This is a genomic window from uncultured Gemmiger sp. (genome assembly GCA_944388105.1).
Taxonomy (GTDB): domain Bacteria; phylum Bacillota; class Clostridia; order Oscillospirales; family Ruminococcaceae; genus Gemmiger.
In genome coordinates, this window is the sequence record CALXHN010000021.1 from 22,739 (window position 1) to 28,778 (window position 6,040).

Sequence of the window (6,040 nt, forward strand, 5' to 3'; positions counted from 1 at the left end):
TATGAAAAAGATCGTTATCGCATCCGCCTGCCGTACTGCCATCGGCAAGTTCGGCGGCACCCTGTCCAACGTTCCCGCCGCTGAGCTGGGCTCCATCGTCATCAAGGAAGCCATCGCCCGCGCCGGCATCACCGCTGAGCAGGTCGATCATGTGTACATGGGCTGCGTCATCCAGGCCGGTCTGGGCCAGAACGTCGCCCGTCAGGCCTCTCTGAAAGCCGGCCTGCCCGTCACCACCCCGGCCGTCACCGTCAACGTGGTCTGCGGCTCCGGTCTGAACTGCGTCAACATGGCGGCCCAGATGATCGAGGCCGGCGACGCGGACATCGTCGTCGCGGGCGGCACCGAGAACATGGATATGGCTCCCTTCGCCATGATGAAGGGCCGTTACGGCTACCGCATGGGCTATCCCATGGGCAAGAGCGAACTGGTTGACACCATGGTCAACGACGCTCTGTGGGATGCGTTCAACAACTACCACATGGGCATCACCGCCGAGAACGTGGCCGAGCAGTGGGGCCTGACCCGTGAGCAGTTGGATGAGTTCGCTTACAACAGCCAGGTCAAGGCTGACGCCGCCATCAAGTCCGGCGCCTTCAAGGACGAGATCGTTCCCGTCACCATCAAGACCAAGAAGTCCGAGATCGTCTTCGACACCGATGAAGGCCCCCGCCTGAGCCCGATGGAAGTGCTGGGCAAGCTGAAGCCCGCCTTCAAGAAGGACGGCATCGTCACCGCCGGCAACTCCTCCGCCATCAACGACGGCGCTGCCGCTCTGGTCATCATGAGCGAAGACAAGGCCAAGGAACTGGGCATCACCCCCATGGCTACCTGGGTCGGCGGCGCTCTGGGCGGCGTTGATCCCTCCATCATGGGCGTCGGCCCCATCGCCGCCACCCGCAAGGTCATGGCCAAGACCGGCCTGACCGTTGCCGATATGGACCTCATCGAAGCCAACGAGGCTTTCGCTGCGCAGAGTCTGGCCGTTGCTCATGACCTGGAATTCGACATGGACAAGGTCAACGTCAACGGCGGCGCCATCGCTCTGGGCCATCCCGTCGGCGCTTCCGGTGCCCGTATCCTGGTCACCCTGCTGTACGCCATGAAGCATCGCGGCGCTCACAAGGGTCTGGCTACCCTGTGCATCGGCGGCGGCATGGGCTGCGCCACCATCGTCGAGATGTAATTCGCGAACGGAGGAACATCCACTATGTCTTTTGTGAATACGGAAGTCCAGGGCGCTGTGGCCGTGGTCACCATCGACCGTCCCAAAGCCCTGAACGCCCTGAACCCCGAAGTCCTGGCCGACCTGAAGGCCGCCTTTGAGGGCATCGATCAGAACACCGTGCGCTGCGTCGTGCTGACCGGCGCCGGCGACAAGAGCTTCGTGGCGGGCGCGGACATCGGCTCCATGTCCACCATGACCAAGGCGGAAGGCGAGGCCTTCGGCAAGCTGGGCAACGACATCTTCCTGATGATCGAGCACTTCCCGCTGCCCGTCATCGCGGCGGTCAACGGTTTCGCTCTGGGCGGCGGCAATGAGCTGGCCATGAGCTGCGACATCCGCATCTGCTCCGACAACGCCGTCTTCGGCCAGCCCGAAGTGGGCCTGGGCATCACCCCCGGCTTCGGCGGTACCCAGCGTCTGGCTCGTCTGGTGGGCATGGGCATGGCCAAGCAGATGGTCTACTCCGCTCTGAACATCAAGGCGGACGAAGCCCTGCGCATTGGTCTGGTCAATGCGGTGTACCCGCAGGCCGAACTGATGGAGAACGTCATGAAGCTGGCCACCAAGATCGCCAAGAACGCTCCCATCGCGGTGCGCAACTGCAAGAAGGCCATCAATGACGGCATCTCCCTGCCCATCGACAAGGCCGTGGAAGTGGAAGAGAAGCTCTTCGGCGACTGCTTCGAGACCCACGACCAGGTGGAGGGCATGGGCTGCTTCCTGAGCAAGGAAAAGCCGAAACCCAAACCGGTTTTCACCAACAACTGATTTACTTATAAAACATTATTCAGGAGGGTTACTACTATGAAGGTAGGCGTTATCGGCGCTGGCACCATGGGCCAGGGCATCGCAAAGGCTTTCGCTCAGTGCGAAGGCTACACCGTCGCGCTGTGCGACATCAAGCAGGAATGGGCCGAGGGCGGCAAGGACAAGATCGCCAAGGGCTATGCCAAGCTGGTTGCCAAGGGCAAGCTGGACCAGGCTGAAGTGGACCGCCGTCTGGCTGCCATCACCGCTGGCCTGAAGGAAGACCTGTGCGCGGACTGCGACCTGATCGTGGAAGCCGCTTTCGAAGATATGAAGGTCAAGCAGACCACCTTCGGCGAGCTGGACAAGATCTGCAAGCCGGAATGCGTCTTCGCTTCCAACACCTCCTCCCTGTCCATCACCGAGATCGGCAAGGGCCTGTCCCGTCCTCTGGTGGGCATGCACTTCTTCAACCCCGCTGACCGCATGAAGCTCATCGAGGTCATCGCCGGTGTGAACACCCCCGCCGAGACCGTGGAGACCATCAAGAAGATCAGCGTGGAGATCGGCAAGACCCCCGTTCAGGTCAACGAGGCTGCCGGCTTCGTGGTCAACCGCATCCTGATCCCCATGATCAATGAGGCTGCCTTCATCAAGATGGAAGGTGTTTCCGACATCGCCGGCATCGACACCGCCATGAAGCTGGGCGCCAACCATCCCATGGGCCCCCTGGAACTGGGCGACTTCGTCGGTCTGGATATCTGCCTGGCCATCATGGACGTCCTGTACAAGGAGACCGGCGACAGCAAGTACCGTGCCTGCCCGCTGATCCGCAAGATGGTCCGCGGCGGCAACCTGGGCTGCAAGACCGGCAAGGGCTTCTATGTCTACAACGCTGACCGCACCAAGACCCCGGTCGACGCCCTGTAAACAGTAAGACGAGTTTCTCCCGCCCCCCAGACGGCGGCGGGGGAATTTCGTTTGCATAAGGAGGATTATCGCTATGGATTTCACCCTGTCCAAACAGCAGCAGATGGTACAGAAAATGTACAAGGAGTTTGCCGAAAACGAGGTCAAACCCCTGGCCAAGAAGGTCGATGCTGAAGAGTATTTCCCCATCGAGACTGTCCAGAAGATGGCCAAGCTCGGCATGATGGGCATTTATTTCCCCAAAGAATACGGCGGCGCCGGCGGCGATGTGCTGTCCTACGTCATGGCTGTTGAGGAAATGAGCAAGGTCTGCGGCACCACCGGTGTCATCATCTCCGCTCACACTTCTCTGTGCGCTGCTCCCATCTACGAGAACGGCACCCCCGAGCAGAAGGCCAAGTACCTGCCCAAGCTGTGCAGCGGCGAATGGATCGGCGCTTTCGGCCTGACCGAACCCGGCGCCGGCACCGACGCCCAGGGCCAGCAGACCTTCGCTGTGGATGAAGGCGACCACTGGAAGCTCAACGGCTCCAAGATCTTCATCACCAACGCCGGCTACGCCAACGTCTTCATCATCATCGCCGTCACCGGCTTTGTCACCGACAAGCGCGGCCGCAAGCAGAAGGAAATTTCCGCCTTCATCGTCGAGCGCACCGACCCCGGCTTCAAGGTCGGCAAGCCCGAAGACAAGATGGGCATCCGCGGTTCTTCCACCTGCGAACTGATCATGGAAGACTGCATCATCCCCAAGGATCGTCTGCTGGGCGTCAAGGGCAAGGGCTTCCAGCTGGCCATGGCCACCCTGGACGGCGGCCGTATCGGCATCGCTGCCCAGGCTCTGGGCATCGCCGAGGGCGCCATTGACGAGACCGTGGCTTACGTCAAGGAACGCAAGCAGTTCGGCCGCTCCATCTCCGCCTTCCAGAACACCCAGTTCGAGCTGGCCGAGATGAAGGCCCGCGTGGAAGCCGCCAAGTACCTGGTGTACGCCGCTGCTCTGAAGAAGCAGGCCGTCATGAACGGCGCCAAGGGCCGCTACAGCGTGGAGGCCGCCGAGGCCAAGCTGATCGCCGCCCGCACCGCCAGCGACGTGACCCGCCGCTGCCTGCAGCTGTTCGGCGGTTACGGCTACACCCGTGACTACCCCATCGAGCGGATGATGCGCGATGCCAAGATCACCGAGATCTACGAGGGCACCAGCGAAGTCCAGATGATGGTCATCTCCGGCGCGATGCTCAAGTAAGGAGGGCGCAGTACAATGAAAGCAATCGTTTGTGTCAAGCAGGTCCCTGATACCCAGGGCAAAGTCGCCGTCAAGGCGGACGGCACCATGGACCGTGCGGCCATGGCCACCATCACCAACCCCGACGACCTGAACGCCGTGGAGGCTGCTCTGCAGCTGAAGGAACAGACCGGCTGCGAAGTCGTCGTCGTCACCATGGGCCCGCCGCCGGCCGAAGGCATGCTGCGTGAGCTGATCGCCCGCGGCGCCGACCGCGGCGTGCTGGTGTCCGGCCGTGAATTCGGCGGTTCCGACACCTTCGCTACCTCCCAGATCCTGGCCGCTGCCGTCAACAAGATCGGCGTCGGTCCCGACGACATCGTCTTCTGCGGCCGTCAGGCCATCGACGGCGATACCGCCCAGGTCGGCCCCCAGATCGCTGAAAAGCTGCATCTGCCCCAGGTCACCTATGTCACCGAGATCAAGAAGGACGGCAACAGCCTGACCGTCAAGCGTCAGCTGGAAGACGGCTACATGGAACTGAAGGTTCAGACTCCCTGCCTGCTGACCTGCATCAAGGAACTGAACACTCCCCGCTACATGAGCGTGTCCGGCATCTTCGAGTGCTTCGACAAGCCCATCGAGGTGTTTGACTACAACGCTCTGAAGGACGATCCCCTCATCGAGACCGACACCATCGGCCTGAAGGGCTCTCCCACGAACGTCTACAAGTCCTTTGCTCCCCCGGTCAAGGGCGCCGGCATGATGGTCGAAAGCGCCAGCCAGCTGGTTGGTCTGCTCAACGACAAGCACCTGATTTGAGGAAGGAGAGTACTACAATGGCAGAATTCAATGCTATGGACACCGCCGCCTTCAAGGGCGTTTGGGTCTTCTGCGAACAGCGCGAAGGCCAGATGCAGACCATCAGCTATCAGCTGCTCAGCGAAGGCCGCAAGCTGGCCAATGACCTGGGCGTGGAGCTGTGCGGTGTTGTGATGGGCAGCGAGCTCAACGAAGATTACATCAAGGCTCTGGGCGGCTACGGCGCTGACCGCGTCTACTACGCCGACAGCCCTCTGCTGAAGGACTACACCACCGACGGCTATGCCAAGGTCCTGTGCGACCTGGTCATGGAGAAGAAGCCGGAAATCGTGCTGATCGGCGCCACCAACCTGGGCCGTGACCTGGGCCCCCGCTGCGCCGCCCGCCTGCACACCGGCCTGACCGCCGACTGCACCCATCTGGATGTGGATGTGGAGAAGTACAAGGAATTCCTGCGCACCACCTCCAACATCGATGTGGACAACACCAAGTTCGAAGAGAACACCAACCTGAAGATGACCCGTCCGGCTTTCGGCGGCCACCTGATGGCCACCATCATCTGCCCGCGCTTCCGCCCGCAGATGTCCACCGTCCGCCCCGGCGTCATGCAGACCCAGCCCTTTGACGAGGCCGGTGCCGCCAAGGTCGTGGTGGAGAACATCACCCCCGAACTGACCGCCGAGGACATCCATGTGGAGATCCTGGACATCAAGAAGAGCGCCAAGAAGCTGGTCGACCTGATCGGCGCCGACGTGGTCGTGGCCGTGGGCCGCGGCATCAGCGCCGACCCGGAGAAGGGCATCGCCCTGGCCGAGGAGCTGGCCGGCGTTCTGGGCGGCGTTGTGGGCGCTTCCCGCGCTGTCACCGACGCAGGCTGGCTGTCCGCCGACCATCAGGTGGGCCAGACCGGCAAGACCGTCCATCCCCGCATCTACGTGGCCCTGGGCATCTCCGGCGCCATCCAGCACCTGGCCGGCATGCAGGACTCCGAGACCATCATCGCCGTGAACAAGAACGAGGGCGCCCCCATCTTCGAGGCCGCCACCTACGGCGTCGTGGGCGACCTGTTCAAGGTCGTGCCGGAGCTGATC

Annotated in this window: 6 protein-coding genes; all 6 read left to right on the forward strand. The window is 62.1% G+C overall.

Going from position 1 to position 6,040, the window contains the following annotated elements:
• The first annotated feature begins 1 nt into the window (after position 1).
• Positions 2 to 1,186 carry an acetyl-CoA C-acetyltransferase gene (locus Q0K17_RS04205; RefSeq protein ID WP_294540280.1) on the forward strand — a complete coding sequence of 395 codons (1,185 nt, stop codon included), beginning with the start codon at positions 2 to 4 and terminating at the stop codon, positions 1,184 to 1,186.
• Positions 1,187 to 1,210: 24 nt separating this feature from the next.
• Positions 1,211 to 1,996 carry an enoyl-CoA hydratase-related protein gene (locus Q0K17_RS04210; RefSeq protein WP_294540282.1) on the forward strand — a complete coding sequence of 262 codons (786 nt, stop codon included), beginning with the start codon at positions 1,211 to 1,213 and terminating at the stop codon, positions 1,994 to 1,996.
• Between the two features lie 36 nt (positions 1,997 to 2,032).
• The gene (locus Q0K17_RS04215) at positions 2,033 to 2,905 is read left to right on the forward strand and encodes a 3-hydroxyacyl-CoA dehydrogenase NAD-binding domain-containing protein (RefSeq protein WP_294540285.1); all 873 of its coding nucleotides are present in this window, start codon (positions 2,033 to 2,035) and stop codon (positions 2,903 to 2,905) included.
• Between the two features lie 73 nt (positions 2,906 to 2,978).
• On the forward strand, positions 2,979 to 4,148 hold the full coding sequence (locus Q0K17_RS04220; protein ID WP_204647246.1) for an acyl-CoA dehydrogenase family protein: 1,170 nt from the start codon (positions 2,979 to 2,981) through the stop codon (positions 4,146 to 4,148).
• Between the two features lie 15 nt (positions 4,149 to 4,163).
• A complete protein-coding gene (locus tag Q0K17_RS04225) occupies positions 4,164 to 4,949 on the forward strand; it encodes an electron transfer flavoprotein subunit beta/FixA family protein (RefSeq protein WP_294540289.1) in 786 nt (261 codons plus the stop codon).
• A 17-nt stretch (positions 4,950 to 4,966) separates the two neighbouring features.
• A partial coding sequence (acrA, locus tag Q0K17_RS04230; protein ID WP_294540291.1) for an acryloyl-CoA reductase electron transfer subunit beta occupies positions 4,967 to 6,040 on the forward strand: 1,074 nt, incomplete at its 3' end.